At 42.1% G+C, this 17,515-nt stretch carries 20 protein-coding genes and 1 pseudogene; 6 read left to right on the top strand and 15 right to left on the bottom strand.

Annotation, left to right across the window (positions count from 1 at the left end):
- Window positions 1–50: 50 nt before the first annotated feature.
- Window positions 51–638 (top strand): 2-hydroxychromene-2-carboxylate isomerase, encoded by a 588-nt coding sequence (locus QO187_RS03290; protein ID WP_165597917.1) that lies wholly within the window; start codon window positions 51–53, stop codon window positions 636–638.
- Window positions 639–809: 171 nt separating this feature from the next.
- On the opposite strand, the gene QO187_RS03285 is transcribed toward QO187_RS03290, so the two are convergent.
- Together QO187_RS03285 and QO187_RS03280 are read right to left on the bottom strand one after the other, a co-directional pair.
- Window positions 810–1,556: a carbon-nitrogen hydrolase family protein gene (locus tag QO187_RS03285; RefSeq protein WP_371547236.1), complete on the bottom strand. Its 747-nt coding sequence runs from the start codon at window positions 1,554–1,556 to the stop codon at window positions 810–812.
- 122 nt (window positions 1,557–1,678) lie between these two features.
- Window positions 1,679–2,569 (bottom strand): LysR substrate-binding domain-containing protein, encoded by an 891-nt coding sequence (locus QO187_RS03280; protein WP_371547234.1) that lies wholly within the window; start codon window positions 2,567–2,569, stop codon window positions 1,679–1,681.
- A gap of 131 nt (window positions 2,570–2,700) precedes the next feature.
- Here QO187_RS03280 and QO187_RS03275 point away from each other — a divergent pair, with 131 nt between their 5' ends.
- Window positions 2,701–3,570 carry a DMT family transporter gene (locus QO187_RS03275; protein ID WP_371547232.1) on the top strand — a complete coding sequence of 290 codons (870 nt, stop codon included), beginning with the start codon at window positions 2,701–2,703 and terminating at the stop codon, window positions 3,568–3,570.
- A 53-nt stretch (window positions 3,571–3,623) separates the two neighbouring features.
- On the opposite strand, the gene QO187_RS03270 is transcribed toward QO187_RS03275, so the two are convergent.
- Both QO187_RS03270 and QO187_RS03265 read right to left on the bottom strand, forming a co-directional pair.
- On the bottom strand, window positions 3,624–4,238 hold the full coding sequence (locus tag QO187_RS03270) for a GNAT family N-acetyltransferase (RefSeq protein ID WP_371547229.1): 615 nt from the start codon (window positions 4,236–4,238) through the stop codon (window positions 3,624–3,626).
- Window positions 4,239–4,370: 132 nt separating this feature from the next.
- Window positions 4,371–5,246: an MBL fold metallo-hydrolase gene (locus QO187_RS03265; RefSeq protein ID WP_371547226.1), complete on the bottom strand. Its 876-nt coding sequence runs from the start codon at window positions 5,244–5,246 to the stop codon at window positions 4,371–4,373.
- 147 nt (window positions 5,247–5,393) lie between these two features.
- On the opposite strand from QO187_RS03265, the gene QO187_RS03260 reads away from it, so the two are divergent.
- Entirely contained in the window at window positions 5,394–6,287 is an 894-nt protein-coding gene (locus tag QO187_RS03260) for a LysR family transcriptional regulator (RefSeq protein ID WP_371547223.1), read from the top strand.
- A gap of 114 nt (window positions 6,288–6,401) precedes the next feature.
- Here the strand turns inward: QO187_RS03260 and QO187_RS03255 are convergent, their stop codons facing one another.
- The 3 genes from QO187_RS03255 to QO187_RS03245 form a co-directional block, all read right to left on the bottom strand.
- A complete protein-coding gene (locus QO187_RS03255; RefSeq protein ID WP_371547220.1) occupies window positions 6,402–6,791 on the bottom strand; it encodes an ester cyclase in 390 nt (129 codons plus the stop codon).
- 171 nt (window positions 6,792–6,962) lie between these two features.
- The gene (gene nfsB / locus QO187_RS03250) at window positions 6,963–7,619 is read right to left on the bottom strand and encodes an oxygen-insensitive NAD(P)H nitroreductase (RefSeq protein ID WP_371547218.1); all 657 of its coding nucleotides are present in this window, start codon (window positions 7,617–7,619) and stop codon (window positions 6,963–6,965) included.
- A 303-nt stretch (window positions 7,620–7,922) separates the two neighbouring features.
- Window positions 7,923–8,897: a hypothetical protein gene (locus tag QO187_RS03245; RefSeq protein ID WP_371547215.1), complete on the bottom strand. Its 975-nt coding sequence runs from the start codon at window positions 8,895–8,897 to the stop codon at window positions 7,923–7,925.
- Between the two features lie 175 nt (window positions 8,898–9,072).
- On the opposite strand from QO187_RS03245, the gene QO187_RS03240 reads away from it, so the two are divergent.
- Window positions 9,073–9,987, top strand: a complete 915-nt coding sequence (locus QO187_RS03240; protein ID WP_371547212.1) for a LysR family transcriptional regulator — start codon at window positions 9,073–9,075, stop codon at window positions 9,985–9,987.
- A gap of 82 nt (window positions 9,988–10,069) precedes the next feature.
- On the opposite strand, the gene QO187_RS03235 is transcribed toward QO187_RS03240, so the two are convergent.
- The 6 genes from QO187_RS03235 to pqqA all read right to left on the bottom strand — a co-directional run bounded on the left by QO187_RS03235 (window position 10,070) and on the right by pqqA (window position 14,442).
- Window positions 10,070–11,125, bottom strand: coding sequence for a dipeptidase (locus tag QO187_RS03235; protein WP_371547209.1), 1,056 nt, complete (start codon window positions 11,123–11,125; stop codon window positions 10,070–10,072).
- The gene (gene pqqE, locus QO187_RS03230) at window positions 11,122–12,294 is read right to left on the bottom strand and encodes a pyrroloquinoline quinone biosynthesis protein PqqE (protein ID WP_371547207.1); all 1,173 of its coding nucleotides are present in this window, start codon (window positions 12,292–12,294) and stop codon (window positions 11,122–11,124) included. The genes QO187_RS03235 and pqqE overlap by 4 nt, the downstream gene beginning before the upstream one ends.
- A complete protein-coding gene (pqqD, locus tag QO187_RS03225) occupies window positions 12,291–12,587 on the bottom strand; it encodes a pyrroloquinoline quinone biosynthesis peptide chaperone PqqD (protein WP_057760106.1) in 297 nt (98 codons plus the stop codon). The genes pqqE and pqqD overlap by 4 nt, the downstream gene beginning before the upstream one ends.
- Window positions 12,584–13,342: a pyrroloquinoline-quinone synthase PqqC gene (gene pqqC / locus QO187_RS03220; RefSeq protein ID WP_371547204.1), complete on the bottom strand. Its 759-nt coding sequence runs from the start codon at window positions 13,340–13,342 to the stop codon at window positions 12,584–12,586. The genes pqqD and pqqC overlap by 4 nt, the downstream gene beginning before the upstream one ends.
- 42 nt (window positions 13,343–13,384) lie before the next feature.
- Window positions 13,385–14,296 carry a pyrroloquinoline quinone biosynthesis protein PqqB gene (gene pqqB / locus QO187_RS03215; RefSeq protein WP_371547201.1) on the bottom strand — a complete coding sequence of 304 codons (912 nt, stop codon included), beginning with the start codon at window positions 14,294–14,296 and terminating at the stop codon, window positions 13,385–13,387.
- Window positions 14,297–14,367: 71 nt separating this feature from the next.
- Window positions 14,368–14,442, bottom strand: coding sequence for a pyrroloquinoline quinone precursor peptide PqqA (pqqA, locus tag QO187_RS03210; RefSeq protein ID WP_082894360.1), 75 nt, complete (start codon window positions 14,440–14,442; stop codon window positions 14,368–14,370).
- 363 nt (window positions 14,443–14,805) lie between these two features.
- Here pqqA and QO187_RS03205 point away from each other — a divergent pair, with 363 nt between their 5' ends.
- A complete protein-coding gene (locus QO187_RS03205; protein WP_179799380.1) occupies window positions 14,806–15,057 on the top strand; it encodes a hypothetical protein in 252 nt (83 codons plus the stop codon).
- 255 nt (window positions 15,058–15,312) lie between these two features.
- The gene (locus QO187_RS03200; RefSeq protein ID WP_371547197.1) at window positions 15,313–15,558 is read left to right on the top strand and encodes a hypothetical protein; all 246 of its coding nucleotides are present in this window, start codon (window positions 15,313–15,315) and stop codon (window positions 15,556–15,558) included.
- A 164-nt stretch (window positions 15,559–15,722) separates the two neighbouring features.
- Here the strand turns inward: QO187_RS03200 and QO187_RS03195 are convergent, their stop codons facing one another.
- Both QO187_RS03195 and QO187_RS03190 read right to left on the bottom strand, forming a co-directional pair.
- Window positions 15,723–16,619, bottom strand: a complete 897-nt coding sequence (locus QO187_RS03195; RefSeq protein ID WP_102090687.1) for a 3-hydroxyacyl-CoA dehydrogenase — start codon at window positions 16,617–16,619, stop codon at window positions 15,723–15,725.
- A 263-nt stretch (window positions 16,620–16,882) separates the two neighbouring features.
- A pseudogene (locus QO187_RS03190) lies at window positions 16,883–17,515 on the bottom strand (IS3 family transposase); the annotation flags it as partial.

Below are 17,515 nucleotides of genomic sequence, written 5' to 3'. Positions count from 1 at the left end.
TAACTGTCAAAATTTTAATGGATTTTTAATATATTGCAAGGAAGGCAAAGATGAGTAAACAGGTAGAGTTTTTCTTTGATGTGGGCAGCCCAGCCAGTTATTTGGCATGGACACAGTTAGCGAGTATCGCGCAGCGTCACAATGCCGAGATCGTTTGGCGACCTATGTTACTTGGCGCAGTGTTTCAAGCCGTTGGTAACACCTCACCAGCTGCCGTACCTGCTAAAGGCGCTTATATGCTCAAAGACCTTAAGCGTTTTTCAGCTATCTATGACGTGCCTTTTCGCTTCAATCCATTTTTCCCAGTCAATACGATGCAGCTTATGCGCGGTGTTACCGCTTATTTGGAGACACCCAAATTTGAGAGTTATTTATCCGCTATCTTTAAGGCGCTATGGGCTGAAAAGTTAAATATGGAATCACCAGAAGTTGTGGCTGAGGTTTTGTCGAAAGTAGGCATTGATGCGACTGATTTTATGGCGCGTATTAGTGAGCCTGAGGTTAAGGCGCGTTTAAAATCTAGTACCGAAGAAGCAGTAGCACGAGGCGTATTTGGGGCACCAAGTTTCTTCGTAAATGGTGAGATGTTTTTTGGTCAAGACCGGTTGAGCTTTGTTGAAGATGCTTTGAGAGACTGAGCATAGTAAGTCATAGGATATATAGACTGCGCTATACTAGCTCAACGATGACCCATTGGTTCTCAACCTGCCAGACATCAGCCGCGATAAGTAACCGTGATTTTTCTTCACTGTGGTTTCTCTAGAAAACAACCTTGCCACTCAGTTTAATGATTAAGCTCTATGGTTACATTAAGACAAGTCTACATAGTGATAGTTTTGCTTAGACTGCTCTAGTTCCTCTAAATCTATATCTACTATTACTATATCTGGCGACGAACCAAGTTTTTTGATAATTCGTCCTGTAGGAGAGACGATTAGGCTCTCTCCTACAAACTGACCGCCATGACCGACGCCGACACCATTGCAGGTAATCACAAAACATTGGTTCTCTATAGCCCGAGCTTGAGTCAATACATAGTGGGTATTTGCATAGGGAGACATATTGCCGTTTGGCATAAATATGATCTGTGCGCCTTTTTTTGCCAGTGCTCTTGAGCCTTCTGGAAACTCTAGCTCAAAACAAATCTGAGCACCACAAACCACATCATTAATGCTAACCACTGACAAGTCTTCTCCGCTCGTAAATACCCCAACATCATCAAGCCAAAGCTTTGACTTTCTGTGTTTATGAATGATTTTGCCGTTTTTTATAAAAGAACATGCGTTATAGAAAAGTTGATCCTGTTTGTCAATATGTCCAATAATGATGGTTGAATCTGTATTTTTGCTTGCTTCCAATATGCTGTGAAAGTGCTCTGTTGATTGATGATACAACGCTTCAATATTGTCTAGCGTCGGAAAGCCAGTCAAAGCAAATTCTGGAAAAATCATAAAGCCATCGCAGGCTTGATTGTCATGGATTGATTTTAATATCGCAGCAGCATTTACTGATACTTGATAATCGGTAATATCCATTTGATTGAGGATTATTTGCATAGGTCTTGCTCTTTACCGTAGGGGGTTGATACTTTCACAGTGCTTATTGGTCGCAATTATAGGTAATATTCGTTAATGACGGTCTTTAGAAACACTTATTTAAAATGCTATTTAAAACACTTTTAAAGACATTGTGACTCTAACCAACGACTCAATTTAATGATGTCTGGTTGATTTGACTTTAAGTCATTATAAAAGAAATAGAAACTGTCGCCAGTGAGTAATTCATGCATTGGGATTTTGACAAGATTTTGCTGATGTGTTTGTTCTAGCATCATATAGTTGTCGGTAAGCGTAATACCTAAGTTATAACGTGCAGCCTGTGCGGCAAGCAGTACATGGCTAAATTGATTAATCTTTACCTCGCTTGGCAGCTCAAACCCGCCTGCTTTACACCATTTTATCCAGTCATTAGCCGTACCTTCACTTTTGTCAGAATATTTTACGGACAGCATAGGGTGTTTCCATAACGCCTCAGGCAATGGCTGATCCTTTATTTCTGCCCAAAGCTTTTGACCACAGACAGGAAATAGCTTTTCAGCGAATAAAAGCTTGCTGACTACATTGCGTTTTGGTGGATTGACGGTAATAAAGCAATCCGAACATTGCTCATTATAGTCATCTTGGTCTGACACCATATTTAAGGTCAGCTCAATCTCTGGGTGCTGTTCGCGGAAGTTGTCTAACCGAGGAATCAACCAATTGACAGCCACTGAACTATACAGCGCTAGGCGAATATGGCCAGGCTTATCATGGCGAATGGCCTGACTGGTATTGGATAGAGTGGTCAGCGATTGATTCACCTCTGTGAAATAGCGAGCACCTATATCTGTTAAAGAAAGGGTTCGGCCCTGCCTATAAAACAGCGCTTCACCAAGATACTCTTCAAGCGTTCGAACCTGATGACTCACGGCGCTTTGCGTCACGTTGAGACTTTCTGCTGCCTTAGAAAAACTATTAAGCCTTGCTACAGATTCAAAGCATTGTATGGCACGTAATGGGGGGAGTTTCATTATGAGTTCAACTAATACTAAACGTTTTTATATCATTATACGTCATGAGTATACGCGAATATACTATTTATCTGACCATTAGATTAAATGGCTTAATTTAAAATTTTATGTATTTTGAGATAGGTATAAGCATGATAATGCCGAAGATGAGTGTTGGATTTGCAATGATACTGTTGGTTGCAGGAAACATGATTGCAGTCCTTTCAGATGCGCTGATAAAAGAGTTGCCAGATGGCGCAGCGGTCTATCAATTTGTGCTATTGCGTCAGCTAACAGCTGTCTTGATGCTGCTACCGTTTTGTTTATTCAACCAAAAAGCCAAGCTACTTAGTAACGTAAAATGGCATTTTGTACGTGGGCATATTTGGTTGTTTGGCGCGGTATTCATGGTGTTGTCTATCCAAGCGTTACCGCTAGCCACGGTCAATGCGATTTTTTATACTGCGCCTTTACTGATGTTGCCGTTAGGGTTTCTGTTTTATAAAGACAGACTCACAGCACCAAGCATTATTGTGGCAATACTAGGCTTTATAGGCATTCTTGTCGTGGTAAAACCGACACAAATTAATATGGGTGCTATATTTGCGTTGATCGTGGCCTTAACCATGGCGACAAACAATCTATTGGTTCGTAAATTGCCTTCGAATCATACCGTTGCACAAACACTGTTTTTGACCAATTTAGTCGGAATACCGTTGGGGCTTGGTTTGGCTATTTGGGAAAATGCCCCTTTGAGTTGGTACGCGCTATGGATAGCAGCAGGCTCAAATTTGTTTATTTTGATTTATGCGGGTATCTGCGTGCTGGTCTACCGAGCGGTGGAAGCCCATAAAATCTCTAGTGCAGAATATACGGGTCTGTTAGGTGCCGTGTTCATCGGCATCGTGTGGTTCAATGAGATACCAGATATCAGCTTATTGATAGGTTCAGCATTGATTATTATCCCTCTTATCTGGCTCGCCACACGAGAGTCTGTCAAATATAAAAGAACAGCCTTATAGAGCTTTTAGATTGTATTTTTTGGTCATCATGGATGATTGTCTCTATAAACGTGTTAAGACAAGAGTTTGATATAGGTGAAGTGCATTATCTGCGGGTTTAGATGGTTGGGATACTCATCAACACGCTGATAGCCATTATTATCGTAGTACTGATAAGTGCACAGGGTGTCTGTATGTAGTGCATACGTGCCTGCACCCTGTGCCACAAGATAAGTCTCAAATGCTTGAATCAACGTCGCTCCAATACGGTGACGACGATAGTCTGGATCTACACAGAAGAACTGTAGCTCGCTATCAAAATCGACTGTCTTTCGTTTCGCACCAGCCGATTCTTTTTTCTGTAAATCACTTAATACCTGTCGACCTTGTTCAGATAGACCCAGCTTGTTTTCTATCTGATCAATAATGGGCTTATCATCGAATGACAAAGCTTTATGTGGATCTTGTCTAGTGTTCCCTATCACCACACCACAAATGATGTCATCATATTCTGCAACTTGTATAAAAGTAGCATAATGACAGTCTTTCGCAAGAAATAGGGTAGCCAGTTGCTTTAGAACCTGCTTATCTGTAGCAGTAGTAAATACACTCAAATTCATATTGACGACAAAGAGGTCGACAATGGCTGCAAAATCTTTAGGCGTAGCACGACGATACTGTATTGTCATTAGTCACTCTCATTTATCATTAAAAGTGCTGGCGTATGCTGATTGACCGAGCATTCATACGCCAGCATTTTGACACTCGTATTTCGCTAACAGACTTATCAAATAATGCTATTTTTATCTAATAGTCCGTATTTACCACTTCATTTCACCTGTATTTACTTTACTACCTATTTGTAAACTAGTATCCCCAGATAACGCGGGATAAGCTGCTTCCATGGTAGAAATCACTTTTTCTGACTGCTTGGAGTCTTGCTTTTTTGCCTCGCCCAGTGCTTGCTCAAAGGTTTCTAGATAACTGAGGGTGAAATCAACAGCGTAGTCTTTTTTGAGTAGGTTGCCCGAATAGTGACCTGGTATCACAAGGTTTGGCTTTAATTGCTTCATTTGTTCCAATGATTGCATCCACTCGCTACGAGCTTCTTTAGTTTGGGTATCCGCAGTCCACACATGCATACCTGATGTTACCGACACACCGCCAAAAACAGTTTTTGACTCTGGTACCCACATGTATGCTTGATGGGCTCCCATCTCCTTGATTTCGATTTTGTGACCTTCTAGGGTCAGTGTAGACTGATTAAGTGTTTGCGGTACTGTGATCTTGGTAGGCGCATGCTTGCCAAGGATTGGACCCCAATGTTTTAATTTTGCATCTTTAGTCGCCTCAATGTGCTCAATAATCGAAGGACTAGACATAACCTTTACATTAGGGAAGGCTTTGACTAAAGGCTGAAGGCCGAAATAGTAATCTGGATCGCCTGCTGTAATATAAATCATTTTTAGGTCTTTATTGCTTTTTTTGATCATATCAACCAAAGCTTCACCGTCTTTGACACTAAACTGTGCATCGAACAAAATAGCATCTTTCTCGCCACTTGCCAGCACAGAAACCACTGGGAAAATAGCATTTTGATCAGGTTTATATGCTTGTAGTTGTAGATCGGCTGCGTTTGTTTGGGTTGCAAGCAGTAGCACACTGGCCGCCATAGAAGCTGTCATTAATTTTTTCATAATCTACCTGTCTTATCATTTGAGTAAATAGACCGCGTTAATGGCGGCATTCGTTATTAGCGGATATTATATTCGATTGTATTTCGTTTAAATACGCTATAATTCGGTATTTACTGTTTCAGTTTTCGCGCAAATAAGGATGTAGAGATGGATAGGCTGACCGCGTTGCAGGTGTTTGTCACGATCGTCGAACAAGGTAGCTTGAGCCGTGCCGCGGACAATTTAGACATGTCTAGAGCTAAGGTAACGCGCTATCTGACAGAGCTTGAGAGCTGGATGGATATGCGCTTATTACATCGCACGACTCGAAGTCTGAGCCTCACTGCACCTGGTGAGCAGACTCTTGAGGTGGCGTACCAGTTGCTTGAATTGACTGACTCGTTGGATCAGATACGCAATCAGAATACTTTGGAGCTAAAAGGTCAGCTGCGAATCACTGCCAGCTTTTCGCTGATTGATAGCCTTTTGATGGATGTGGTTGGTCGTTTTGTTTCTCACTGGCCGCAAACAGCAATTGATATTCTTACCACTGATGATTCGGTCAATTTAGTTGATGCCCGTATTGACTTGGCGATTCGTATCACCAATGACTTGGAGCCAAATGTCGTTGCCAGACGTATCGGTGAGTGCCACTCTATCGTATGCGCTGCACCTGAATATTTACAAAGGCGTGGCAGACCTACAGATGTACAGTCGCTTGTACATCACAACTGTCTATCGTTTGCGTATTTTGGACGGTCGGCATGGGTGTTTGATGGGCCAAATGGTCCAGAGTCTGTTCCTATCTCTGGCAATATCAGCGCCAATATCTCTGAAGTCTTGCTCTCTGCCACATTGCGTGGACACGGGATCAGCTTACAGCCATCTGGCGCAGTCAAGTCTTTGATTGCATCTGGACAACTTATTGAGTTATTGCCTGAATGGAAACCCAAAACTTTAGGTGTTTATGTGGTTTATGCCAATCGAAAGCAGGTGACACCACTACAAAGAAAGTTTATTGATTTTCTTGCCGAAGAAATAAAGCGTTCGCCTTATTGGTAGCAAGAAACTCATAAGCCAATAGGTATTTGTTACTACTATGATTAAGGATTAAAGGCGTAGATTATGCATAGTCTGATTACGCATAAAAGGGGTCATCGCTTCTATATATATGAACTAATACATGGTTTGATGATTAGCAGAATCTTTGGGTATTTGTTGGATAGAATCCCAATGCTCAACAATTTTCCCACTATCATCAAATCGAAAGAAATCCATCGTCACGAATTCATCGATGGTTTTATCTTCCTTATGCCAGACTTGATGGGTATGCAATGAGACTAAGTCATCTTCAGCGATACAACGTACAAACTCAATTGACTTATTCGGATACTGTGCTTGCATCCGTTCAAAGTATTCAGTAAATCCTGGTTTACCATTGGCTACGGCGGGGTTGTGTTGAATATAATCATCGCCCACATAATCAGCGACGGCCTTTTGTGGATTACCCTCGTAAGCGGTCTGATAGAACGCGATAGCATTCTCTTTATTGTTTGCCAAATTCATCGTCGGCTCCAATTATTATTTATGTTTACTTTGAAAACAACATAGTAGATTAATAAGAAATATTATTAAAAAACGTCAGAAAATCTATAGCAGAAAATCAAACGGCCAATAGCAACGTTAAAATGATGCTTATTGACCATTTGATAATGTTCAACAGACCCTAATGATTGCTTAAGCCTTAATAAAAATAGTTTCTTCACTCAAGCGCGATTTAGGTATTTTGGCATTAAAGTCTTCATCACTGCGGTAGCCAAACGATACCACTGCCACAGCAGAATATCCTTTGCTACGTAAGTCGAACTCTGTATCAAGCGCCTGTAAATCAACCCCTTCCATAGGGACGGTATCAATACCCAAAAGCGCGCTGCCTAATAGTACCCCGCCCATGTTGAGATATACCTGTTTGGCAAGCCAATGTGGCTCATCTTTGGTATCGAATCGATGCATATCTAAAAACAATTGGCGACCTTGATGCATCTGCGCTTTGAATTCTGGCTGAGCATAGCGACCATCTTGATCTTCTTTTTCTAACACCGCCTGCATGTATTCATCGTCGGCATGGATACGAGTACAGAAAACCACCACGTGTGAGGCATCTAGGACTTTAGGTGTATTAAAATGAAAGGCGCCTTGCGTGCTTTTGGCAATGCGTGCTTTGCCTGCGTCATCATCTGCAATGACAAAGCTCCATGGTTGAATATTGGTACTTGATGGACTCATTTGTAGCATGTCTTTGATCTGCTTAAAATCTTCAGCAGATATCTTTTTATTGGCATCAAATACTTTGGTGCTGTAACGCCAGTTTAGTGCTTCATTAATGGTTTTCATTATTCTCCTTAAGTAAAGTAAGTTTTAGTTTTTTAGTCAGTTGGTTATGCAAATGGATTTAACAAACGGTGCTACTCAATCCTTATCGTTTATAGTTAAGCTAACTGATTAGCCCGTCCTAGCGATGACTCATAATAGTAAAGTTCATACATTAGAACCACTAACTACAAGAGAAAACACTTTCAATATTATTTTGAGAATATGGCGTTTCTAATCTGTTTAAAGGTTATTTATTAGCTATATTAGGACGTATAATGAATGTACTTTATCAATTGATAAATCCATTAAACGCATAAGCTCATCTTAAAACGGTGCGAAATTATCAGGCTGACTGTGCGTAGCAGTCCAACGTTGATTGGCATCAATATGACTATTAAGCCCAACTCCTCGTGGTACTTGCATATTATCGCCATACAGCCAAATCACCATATTGGTACGTTTGCCACTGGTGATTGGATGTGCGGCGTGCGGCACCGAGCCTCTATGAATAATCGCCATGCCAGGTTTAAAGATGGCACGTTTGGTTTGCCCTAAATGGCGATCAACAAAGTCAACTTCTGATCCAGTAAAGTCTTCGCCTGGCAGATTTAGGTTAATATTCATAGTCACCGCTGAAGCATCAGTATGCAGTTGTAGCGATGTGTCGCCTGTCGGCTGGTATTGAATCGAGAACCCAAAGGTCTGAGTGTCATAGCCATAAACATTGGCAAATAATAACCGAGCGATAGGGCGCATATATTGATTCATGACTTTATGATAGAACGCCTGAAAATTAGGGGTGGCCAAATAGCCTAGTGAGCGCGCATCTAGCATGGCCCCATTACTGTTCAATGCGATACCATAAGGAGGACGTATTGGGATATTAGCGTCTGCGATTGCTTGCAGATAACGGCGCAGCGTTGATAGTTGTGCTGGATCAAAGAGTTGTCCTTGGTATACGTCAGGTAGTATCTCTTGCCATAAATTTTTAACAGCCGTCTCCGTAGAAGGAGTGTGCCATGCTTGCGTCACTGCATCACGTAGAGTTGGATCAAATAATGAGTCATCGAGTACAGGCAAGTCATGCTCAGTGGTTTCCCACTCTGCCCATGCTTGCTCTAGTAACTGGCTGTTTTGATGCCAGAAATGCTCTACCGATGGTGCACGTCTAAGCATGTCTGATTTTGAAGGTAGTGGTAAGTTGCGTGCTTGCTGTAGTGCGCTTTGTTTATTATCTCTATCATGGTGGCTATGGTGTTGAGTAACCTGTGTGCTTGTAGGCCGTATTATAGTATCCATCGTGTATCTCCAAATGTGTGAGTAAATCTTATAGGTGCATGCTACTATAATTAATGATTTTGATAATCAGCAGGTTTAGAGAAACAGTTTCAATAATTTTTATATAATAATGAGGCTAGCAGCAGCGAGCGATGGTGGTTGCTAAGTTAGACGTTAATTGAACGAAGACATGACGATGAAAAATTTGCAGGATTTACGTATTTTTATTGAGACCGCTCGCTTAGGCAGCCTATCTGCCTGTGCTCGGCATTTAGATCTGTCGCCTGCAGTTGTGAGTGCAGCGGTCAAGCGATTAGAAGCCGAAATTGAGACGGTATTATTTGTTCGCTCTACTCGTAGGCTGCGTTTAACTAGCAAGGGTGAGCAATATTTAAAGCATTGCCGAGATGCGGTGGCTATCTTAGACAATGCTTATGCAGGACTACATGACAATGATGCTGAGCTGACGGGTACCATTCGGCTGTCGGCATCATCAGATTTGGGTCGAAACCTAATTTTGCCTTGGCTGGACGATTTTATAGACATTCACCCAAAAGTGACGGTGCAGCTACATATGTCAGACAGCTATGTGGACTTGTACGGTCAGCAGATTTATTTGGCACTACGTTATGGCGCGCCCAAAGATTCATCACTGGTCGCACTACCTATTGTATTGAATAATCGCCCTATACTGTGTGCGTCAAAGGAATATTTGAGCAAAATTGATAAGGGTATCGGTATCCCAAAAATGCCGGAAGATTTGTCGCAGCATAACTGCTTGCGTTTGGGACATGATGAAAAATATTTGAGCGAGTGGACTTTTGAGAAAGAGGGCAAGACTAAACGTGTGGCCGTGGATGGCAATCGCAGAAGCAAAGACGGTGACGTTGTACGCCGCTGGGCAGTGGCGGGTAAAGGCATCGCATTAAAGTCTCAGTTAGATATAGCCGGCGATTTGAAGGCAGGGAGACTTGTCGAAGTAGAGTTGGACGGCTGGCAAGTGGCCAACTATCCATTATATTTGATTTGTCCAGAACGGCGATTAATCGATCCACTGTTTAATGCGGTCAAAGAATACTTGATTGAACGGGTCGAGCAGGTATTAAGGTAAAATGAAAACTGATGGTTACCCTGTTTGATCAGACGAGCAAAACAACAGTCCTTAGACAATGGTTAATTAATGATTATTATGACTATTGCCATACCTTATCAAGCACCGTAAACCAGTTTTTTGACGTCACCTTTTCAATCAGTTGATCAGAGAAATGGCGTTGCTGCATTCGCTCAATCAACATAGAGATTTGACTGATATCAGATAACTCATCAGGCAGTAGACACCCATCGAAATCAGAGCCAAACCCAACGTGATCTTCGCCTAGATGGTCGATCAGATAATCAAGATGATCGACAATCACATCAAGCGAAGTTTGCGTATTACGTTGTCCATCTGCACGAAGAAACGCCACATCGAAATTCACGCCAACCAAACCATCGCTTTGTTTAATAGCAGCCAGCTGCTGATCGTTCAAGTTCCGTGCTTGTTGACAGAGAGCATGTGCGTTTGAATGTGTCGCAACAATCGGCTGGCAGGCAATCTCTAGCGTATCCCAAAAAGCGCGTTCATTCATATGCGACACATCGATCAACATCTGCTTATCACGACATGCCAAAACAAGCGCTTTGCCTTGAGCGGTCAAACCAGATCCCGTATCTGGAGAGTGCGGAAAGGAAGCATTCAAGCCATCACCGAAGAGGCTCTTTCTATTCCATAGTGGGCCAATGCTTCTGAGTCCTGCCTCATAAAACACATCTAACAGATCAGGCTGTATGGCTAAAAACTCAGCACCTTCCAAATGCAATACAATGGCCAGTTGCTTATTCTGTTGACAGGCTTGGATTTGTTTTAATGAGGTGCAAATCTGAATCTGACCGTCAGATCTTGCCTCTAGTTGCTGGGCTAGTTTCAATTGTGTGCAGCAGATATCGACGATTTCTTGCGGAGTAAAATCCGAATTTGATGGGTTGGCTAGTTTATCAGGATGGTTTTTTTTCACATAAGCGTAAGGTGGTAAGAAAATGGAAAATAATCCGCCTATCCAATTCGCATCTTTGCAACGTTGTAAGTCTAAATGTCCCGGTAACGTGCCATAAATAAAATCATGTACTGGATCGGCAGCTGAGCTTAGCCAAAGGCGAGTCAACAGATCATTATGTCCATCAAATATCACAGGCTTAGTATTAGCATTCATATTTCACCTGTTACCATACGAGTAGGAATCAATTTGTCTTTATTCAGCTGTTTGTTACTCAATGATTTAGAATTCTTTGGATTGCGAAAGCGCAACTCTTTAAAAGGTACAGGCGTCTCACTGTTGATACGTGCCTCCTCGATCAGGTAGTGATAAGGCGATTTGCCACACACAGGATCAGCATTTTTGGCATCCCCAGTCAGCATAAAGGCTTGGCAACGACAGCCACCATAATCGCGTTCTTTATCAGGGCAGCTTTGGCACATGTCAGGCATCCAGTCATCACCGCGAAACTGATTGAAGCTCGCAGACTCATACCATATATCCGACAGTGGTGTATGTCGTACATTAGGAAACTGTATTGGCATTTGTCTGGCAGCATGGCAAGGTAGGGCTGTACCGTCTGGTGCCACTGTTAAGAAAATCTTGCCCCAGCCATCCATACAGGGCTTTGGACGTTCTTCATAATAATCAGGCACCACAAAAATAAGTTTGCATTTGATACCACGTTCTTCAATCTGCTTACGGTATTCATTGGTAATGCGTTCAGCTCGGACCACTTGCGCTTTGGTTGGTAGCAAACCCTCTATATTCTCAAATGCCCAACCATAAAACTGACAAATAGCCAACTCAACCGTGTCGGCTTCCAGCTCTAAGCAGAGATCAATAATCTGGCCAATCTGATCGATGTTTTGCCGATGAATCACAAAGTTAAGCACCATCGGATAGTCGTATTGCTTAACCAGACGTGACATCTCATACTTTTGCTCAAAGGCATGTTTTGAACCTGCCAAGGCATTATTGACCGTTGGATCACTGGCTTGAAAGCTAATTTGAATATGCTGAAGACCTGCTTCTTTTAAACGCGCAATCCGAGCTTCGGTCAATCCCATACCTGACGTAATCAAGTTAGTATAAAAACCTTGATTGTGTGCATAAGCGACCAATTCTTCTAGGTCTTGACGAACCAGTGGTTCACCGCCAGAAAAACCAAGCTGCACCGCACCCATTTGCCGCGCCTGATCAAACACATCAAACCATTCTTGTGTCGTTAGCTCATCTTTATACTGAGCATAGTCAATAGGGTTTGAGCAATAAGGGCATTGTAAGGGGCAGCGATAGGTTAGCTCAGCAAGCAGCCATAGCGGTAGCCCGACTGGCGCAGTCATACTAAGTCAATCCAATGTTCACGCTGGGCGACTAGCATATATTCAATGATGTCTTGTTCGATTTCGGGAATATCGCCAAACATAGCTTGCACCTTTTGGATAATATCAGCAATGGACGCTTGACCATCAATATGTTGCCCAATGATGCTGGCACTGTCATTGAGCTTAATCATGCCTTCAGGGTAAAGTAGGACATAGGCGTTTTGCGCTGGCTCAAACTGAAAACGATAACCGTGACGCCATACCGGTACGATGGATTGATCCAGCTCAGGTAAACTAGCAGGTATACTCATTTGAATAATCCTTTATGCCAAACATTGTCAGTGGTAACGCTTTGATAAGGGGCTTGATTATGCACATAGGCCAAGCTCAATGCATCCAAGATCGTCCATAAGATATCGAGCTTAAACTGTAGGATCTCAAGCATACGCTCTTGTTGCTCGGCGGTTTTGAATGAGTCGAGTGTGATGGTCAGACCATGCTCAACATCGCGGCGCGCTTGACTCAAGCGTGAGCGGAAATAGGTATAGCCTTGCTCCTTTATCCAAGGGTAGTGCTTGGGCCAAGACTCTAAACGTGACTGGTGAATCTGCGGGGCAAACAGCTCGGTCAGTGAGCTACTGGCGGCTTCTCGCCATGATGTCCGACGCGCAAAGTTCACATAAGCATCCACAGCAAAACGCACACCCGGTAGCACCAGCTCTTCAGAAATCACTTGCTCACGGGTCAAACCAACTGCCTCTGCCAGACCCAACCACGCTTCGCGACCACCCCCATCAGGATAGACGCCATCTTGATCAATCATACGCTGAATCCATTCTTGACGTACGCGCTGATCAGGACAGTTTGCCATAATAGCTGCATCTTTCAATGGGATATTGATCTGATAATAAAAACGGTTAGCGACCCACGCTTGGATTTGCTGCTGTGTCGCTTTGCCTTCATGCATCATAATATGAAAGGGATGGTAAATATGATAATACTGACCTTTTGCCATAATCGTTTGTTCAAACGCTTCTGGACTGAGTGCTGTGTTTTCTTCTTGCATTGTTCTCACCTTACGATTGCTGTCTTTGCCTTACCTTTTGTCTTACAGCTCAATCTGCATACCATCAAATGCTACTTCAACACCATGTTGTTTTAATGTCGCGGCTTGTTCAGACTGTTCATTTAATATCGGATTGGTGTTATTGATATGGATCAGCACCTTACGAGCGTTATCTAACTGATCTAGATAATGCAGCGAGCCATCTTCACCACTAATATGTAAATGCCCCATGTCTTGGCCGGTCTTCGTACCGACACCGCACTCTTGCATTTCATTGTCCGTCCATAACGTACCGTCAATCATCACGCAATCAGAGCTTTTCATAATCTGCATCACTTGATCATCAATCTTACCGAGACCTGGCGCATAAAAGAGTTGTTTTTGTGTTTTTAAGTCTTTTACAATCAGCGCAATATTATCGCCATCATGCGGATCATTACGATGCGGGGAGTAGGGCGGTGCTGAGCTTCTAATCACTAAAGGCGTCAATTCTAAATTGTCAAATCCTTCAATCTTAAACGTCTTTTCTGGATCAATTTGATTATATTGCAAACCGCCATTCCAGTGCTTTAACATATTAAAGAGAGGAAATCCTGTCGTTAGATCTTGATAGACCATGTCAGTACACCAAACAGGCATTGGACAACCTTCACGCAGGGTCAATAGCCCCGTCGTATGGTCAAGCTGACTGTCCATCAAGACCACATTGGTGATGCCTGTATCTCTCAATTGACGTGCTGGCTGTGCTGCCTTGAACTCAAATAATTGTTGGCGGATATCAGGTGACGCGTTGAATAAGATCCAATCCACACCATTTTCTGATATGGCTATCGAAGACTGGGTACGGGTTTTTGCCTGAATCGTGCCTTGACGGACACCGTGGCAATTATCGCAGTTACAGTTCCACTGCGGGAAACCACCACCAGCAGCTGAGCCTAAAACGTGAATATACATAAATCAATATTTCCAAAAAAATAAAAGCCCTAATCATCTAGGGCTTTTAATGGATTGAGTGCTAATGAGTTTTAGCGTGCTTCGAAATACATAGTCACTTCGAAACCGATACGAATGTCTTGAAAAGCTGGTTTGGTCCACTGCATGGGGTTACTCCGGAACGATCTTACTATTTAAGAAGTAAGATTAATAAAGTGAATGAGTGGTAAAGGGTAGTATAAGCTGCCCCCCGCTGTCAATTTCTTAGATGTTAGTAAAGCGTTAACGAGCATCGATTAAGCAGTCTGTTATAGCATAAATGAAAGCCGATTTATCATACCGAAAAGACAGTATATCGAGCATAAGATTAAAAATACCTTTGAATAGATTGAGCATAAATTATAACTATAAAAAATCTGCTCGAGGGAGTCAGGTGTATTTCGAGAACTTATGAGTTATACAGATATATTGCAAAAACCGAATTTATCTATAAAGTAATAGATTAACTTGATAGATACTGGAGCCTGAAGATGATTGCTGAATTACAAGGCAGTGAATTAACCAAAGCCATCTTGGGAAATGTCAGCAACTATGTATGGTGTGCTGTCAGCAACGTTAGCGATGATTATGCTATCGCAACCATAGATAATGGTTACTACGAATTACTGGTTCCTATTGTAGCTTTCAATAACGACCAGTTCGTTTGTGATAAAGGTGATCTATGGGAGTACGCTGTCTCAGTAAAGAGAGTGGCGCTTACTCAAGATGATGTGGGGCTATAACTCATTATCAGTATAATGACTGTTATACTCTGCATGCAGGTTAGTTTTACAGCCTATGCATGAAAATCTACCATCTGTCTACAACTTCTTGTTCTAGTTGACATTACATCTGTACTATCTATTTATAAGCTCATCTGTCTAGCCACCAATATTTTGCAACGATAGATATAACAGGTTCGAAGATGCTCAAGTAATTGTTGTTATGAAGCCACTTGTTTAGCTTACTAATCATTGTCATTGAATAGGAGTAACAACATGGATACAGTAACTGTTGGAAGCGAATTAACTCGTTCAATGCTTGAGGAAGGTTATCAAAGTATATGGTGTGCTGTGAGTGACGAGAGTGATGAGAACGCTATAGAAGATCAGGTAGGTAATGACTTCACATCTCGCATTGTGGCTTTTGAAGATGGCCAGTTCTATTGTACGGGCGGTATGCCTTGGAAGTATGCAGTGCCAATTGAGATCATTGCATTGACGCGATATGACTTTTCTTTTTAGTGAACAACATAACTTAGATAGATTTGGATAGTTATCGCCGAAAGTAAACCCTAATATTAAGATATTTAGTTAGATAAAATGCGCGACTGACAAGGCCATTCAATCGATGCAATATATAGCTTGAATGGCCTTTTGTGTTTTAGAGCCAGTTTGAAAGCTATTTATTATTTTAAAAAATCAGGTTGCATAAAGGCAGGGTTTGGATAAGTATAAAATCCTTCACCAGTCGCAAATCCTAGTTTGTTTTGATCGATTAATTGCTCTTTTAAATATTGAGCAGCCTTGAACCTCGCAGGGTTTTGAGTTTTTTCAGCAGATAGTTTTGTGATGTTGTATGCAGTGTTGATACCGATAGTGTCCAATATGGCAAAGGGACCCGACGGCGCGCCAGTTACTATCATCCACGTTTTATCTATCGTATGTGGATCGGCAACTTCTTTTGCAACCAATTGCAAAGCTGCATCTATAAAAGGCGCCAACAAACTGTTCATGATATAGCCCGGTTGCTCCTTATCCAGCGGCATTGCCACCATACCGATGGCAGTAGCAAAAGCAACAACCTTATCAAATACTTTAGGATCTGTGCCAGGATGCCCCATGATTTCGGCGACATTATGCATCCAAATCTTATTGGCAAAGTGTAGCGCTAAAAACTGCGCAGGTCGTCCCGTTGATTCTGCAAACTGGCTAGGAAGTAAGGTAGAGGTATTGGTCGCAAAGATGGTTTTCTCTGGCGCTAGTTTGGCAAGTTTTTCATAAAATTCGATTTTAATCTCAGGAATCTCGGGAATGGCTTCAATCATTAGATCAGCATCTTTGACTGCTTCTGCTAAGTCTGAGGTGTAGCTGAGATTATCAAAAGCCTTATCCAACTGCTCTTGAGTTGCCCTCAAATCCTTTCGAAAAGCCTTGCACATCAATTGAAATTTTGACTTTGCTTTTTCTAAAACCTCATCATTGATATCGTAGACACTGACATTAAAACCATGAAATGCGGCCTGAAAAGCAATTTGATAGCCTAGGATGCCGCTTCCAGCGACAGTTACATTTTTATACGTCATTGTATTAATTTCCTAAAAATAGTGGATATAAGTCGCTAGATAAATGTTTAGAACTGAACCGCCCCGACTATATCGGAGAGTGGATTGCTTGAGTCAGGCAGCTTTGTCTGACTCAGTAAGACTATCATAGTATCGTCTCTCAAACTCAAAAGGCGACACATAACCAATCGTACTATGAATGCGAGTTTTGTTAAACCTGAGAAGCGTTAAAAATCGATTAAGTATCGATTTAGCTTTGCAAGGCGAGAGCTATGCTCGAGTGACGACCCATTCAAGGGTTGCTAATTCAACATCATTCACACCTTGCCACTGCTGTTTTAAATATTCAATCACCTCTGTTTTATAAAGCCCGTTAACCGTTTCAGCCAATGCATTATCGTATGAATCACCGGTTGTACCAACAGATGCAATAACGCCAGAATCAGCCATCTTATCAATATAGCGAATGGATAAGTACTGAACGCCGCGATCACTATGATGAATCACATCTTTTGGGTTATTTCTGTCTGCAATGGCTTGATTTAACGCTGCCATCACCATATCCGTGTTCATACGATCTGATACTTTCCAACCAACGATAGCGCGAGCAAACACATCAATGATAAAAGCAGTATATACCCAACCACTCAATGTCTTTATATAGGTAAAATCAGCTACCCATAGTTGGTTAGGGCGATGGGCGTTAAAGTTACGATTAACTAAATCATCAGCACGCTTTTGATCATCACGAGACTTAGTCGTTATCTTACCTTTACCTCGCCAAACACCTTGCATACCATGCTGACGCATTAACCGCTCTATAGTGCAGCGTGCAGGATGTATACCCTCTGCTTTCAACTGTTGCCAAACTTTACGAGCACCGTATCGGCATTTGCTGTTCTTCCAGATACGTTTAA

Source organism: Psychrobacter sp. Arc9 (genome assembly GCF_041431295.1).
In the GTDB taxonomy this organism is placed as follows: domain Bacteria; phylum Pseudomonadota; class Gammaproteobacteria; order Pseudomonadales; family Moraxellaceae; genus Psychrobacter.
Note: the sequence above shows the minus strand (reverse complement) of the source record. Positions and strands in the feature narration are given on the sequence as shown.